Genomic DNA, 3,019 nt, shown 5'->3' on the forward strand with positions numbered 1-3,019 from the left:
CGCTGACTGTGGTGGCGAGGGTGGTCTGTGCGGGGGCGGCACTGACTAGCGGTTAGGCTGCGGTCAGGTCGTGGCAGAAGGTTGCGTGGAATTTGTCGGCCTGGGGCCACAGGTAACCGTCACTGTCGGGCTCGAGATTGGGCGCCGCGACCGGAAGATGGTGCTGGGTGATGCCGCCGGGACTTTCACCCGCGTCCGGCGCGAACGCCGCGATATAGACGAGCCCAACCACGTTGGATTGATCGCCCGCCTCCGTGATAACGGCGCCGCCGTACGAGTGGCCGACGAGCAGGACGGGGCCTTTCAGCTGCGCGACCATCTTGCGCGTGCGCTCGGCGTCTTCGGCAAGCGACGTCAACGGCATCTCGACGGCATGAAGGGAGGTGTAGCCCTTGCGCGCCAGTTCGACGATCACCTTTGCCCAGTGCGCTGCGCCGCCCCAGAAACCGTGCACCAAAACGACTGCGGGTTTATCGCTCATGCTCGTCTCCTGATGGATACATGCCGCCGGCCGTCGTGGCGTGTGCATGGCCCGCCGGCGGGAGGGGCTATGCATGGTCCCGGATACGCCGGTCTGCAAAGATTATTGAGCTAAATGCCTGGGCATTGCATTTTGATGACGGCTTCAGCTAGAATTGCGGATCGTTGTATTTTTCGTCGCATCTGCCGGGTCGGGTTGGACCTAGGAGCCCGTCAAATGCTTCGGTGCAGTAGCAGGAATCAGGAGTGGTAGTTCAGTCGGTTAGAATACCGGCCTGTCACGCCGGGGGTCGCGGGTTCGAGTCCCGTCCACTCCGCCAGTATCCTCGAAAGGCGAACTCCGGTTCGCCTTTTTTATTGCCCGCGTTGTAAGATCGGGCGTTCTGTTTTTGGCCCTCACGCATGCTTGATTTTTTCCGAAATCACAAACGCCTGATGATGTTCATGCTCATCCTCGTCATTGTGCCGGGGTTGGGTTTTGTGGGTATTCAGGGCTTCCGCGGCTTCTTTGACGAAAGTGCAAACGTCGCGAGCGTCAACGGTCACAAGATCACCCGCGTGGAGTACGACGGCGCGATGCGTCAGCAGCTCGACCGCGCCCGCCAGATGCTCGGCGCGCAGTTCGACATGAAGTCGTTCGACACGCCGGAGCGCCGCAACCAGATGCTCGACGGCCTGATCGAGCAACGCGTGCTGGCCGACGAAACGCAGCGCCTGCATCTGACCGCTTCCGACGACGCCGTGCGCCGCGTGCTGCTGAACGATCCGGTGATCTCGTCGCTGAAGAATCCCGACGGCTCGATCGACGTCGACCGTTACAAGCAGTTGCTCGCCATGCAGGGCATGACGCCCGACCAGTACGACGAGCGCGTGCGCTACAGCATCGCCACACAGCAATTGCCCGCCAGCATTCAGGGCAGCGCCTTCACGTCGAAAACGCTGGCGCAGCATCTGACGGAGCTCGCCGAGCAGCAGCGCGAAGTGCAGGGCATCGCATTCCACCCGCGCGACTACGCGGCGAAGGTGCAGCCGACCGACGCGCAACTGCAGGCGTATTACGACGCGCATCGCGACGAATTCGCCACGCATGCCACCGCCACGATCCAGTACCTCGTCATGTCGCCCGCCACGCTCGCCGCCTCCGTGCAGCCGAGCGACGCCGACCTGAAAAAGTACTACGACGACAACATCGAGCACTACCGCACGGACGGCCAGGTGCGCGCGAGCCACATCCTGATCGCGGCGCCGAAAGACGCGAGCGCGGCGGACAAAGCCAAGGCGAAGCAGAAGGTCGAGGAAGTGCTCGCGCAGGTCAAGGCGCATCCGGACCAGTTCGCGCAGATCGCACAGCAGAACTCGCAGGATCCGGGTTCGGCGTCGAAGGGCGGCGATCTCGGGTACTTCGGCCGCGGCATGATCGCGGGCGGCCAGGCGTTCGACGACGCCGTGTTCGCGCTGAAGAAAGACGAAGTCAGCGGCATCGTGCAGACCGACTTCGGCTTCCACATCGTCAAGGTGACGGACGTGAAGCCCACGGTCACGAAGCCGTTCGACGAAGTGAAGGATCAGATCGCCAAAGACCTGAAGACGCAGTTGGCGACCAAGACATTCGGCGACGACTCGGAAGGCTTCACGTCGATCGTCTACGAAAAGGCCAAGAGCCTGCAGCCGGCCTCGGACAAATACAAGCTGCAGGTGCAGACCGCCACGGTTACGCCGCTGCCGGATCCGAAGCTGCCGCCTGACAGCCCGCTGAACAACGCCAAGTTCCTTACCGCCGTGTTCGCGAACGACTCGGTGACGGCGCGCAACAACACGCAGGCCATCGACGTCGGCGGCAACACGCTGATCGCGGCGCACGTGACCGAGTACAAGGCGGCCACCGTGCCGGCGCTCGACGCCGTCAAGGACGCCGTGCGTCAAAAGGTGATCGCGGCCCAGTCCAACGACGCCGCCCACAAGGACGGCATCGCCAAGCTGGCGGAGTTCGAAAAATCGAAATCCACCACGGGCTTCTCGTCGCCGCTTAAGGTGTCGCGCAACGACGCGCAAGGCATGCCGCCGGCCGCATGGAGCGCAATCTACAAGGCCGATGCACAGAAATTGCCGGCCTACGTCGGCGTGGATCTCGGCAACGACGGCTATGCGATCTATCGCGTGAACGCGGTGGTGGCGGGCACGGCGGTCGATCCGCAGCATCTGGCCGCCGCGCAGCAGCAGATAGCTCAGGTCGAAGCGCAATCGGACGCCGAGGCTTACGTCGAGGCATTGCGTAACCGCGCGAAGGTGAAGTTCTACGGTTCGCTCGGCAGCAGCAATGCGCAGGCAAACAGCGACCAGTAATCAATCAACACCAGCGGGCGCCGCGCGGTGCCCGAAGAGAGAAAAGCCCCGCAGTTCAATGAACTGCGAGGCTTTAATGAGATGGTCAGCCCGATCCCCACACAGCGGACTACGCTGAGTGGGGATTGTTCTTTTTGGGGACCATCATGGATGCGGTGTCGTTGATCGGCGTTGACCTGGGCAAGCATTACTTCCA

The 3,019-nt window shown here is 62.6% G+C and carries 2 protein-coding genes, 1 tRNA gene and 1 pseudogene; 2 read left to right on the forward strand and 2 right to left on the reverse strand.

All coding sequences use genetic code 11. From position 1 onward, the window contains the following. Nucleotides 1-58 precede the first annotated feature (58 nt). A pseudogene (locus A6V37_RS37560) lies at nt 59-481 on the reverse strand (alpha/beta fold hydrolase); the annotation flags it as partial. 242 nt (nt 482-723) lie between these two features. Here A6V37_RS37560 and A6V37_RS37565 point away from each other — a divergent pair. Then, nucleotides 724-800 (forward strand) — tRNA-Asp (locus A6V37_RS37565). Nucleotides 801-882: 82 nt separating this feature from the next. Next, nucleotides 883-2,823: a SurA N-terminal domain-containing protein gene (locus tag A6V37_RS37570; protein ID WP_064286909.1), complete on the forward strand. Its 1,941-nt coding sequence runs from the start codon at nt 883-885 to the stop codon at nt 2,821-2,823. Here the strand turns inward: A6V37_RS37570 and A6V37_RS41945 are convergent. Then, the coding region (locus A6V37_RS41945; protein WP_207547625.1) for a hypothetical protein at nt 2,775-3,019 on the reverse strand (245 nt) is incomplete at its 5' end. The genes A6V37_RS37570 and A6V37_RS41945 overlap by 49 nt on opposite strands.

The organism is Paraburkholderia ginsengiterrae, from assembly GCF_001645125.1.
GTDB classification, from domain to species: Bacteria; Pseudomonadota; Gammaproteobacteria; order Burkholderiales; family Burkholderiaceae; genus Paraburkholderia; species Paraburkholderia ginsengiterrae.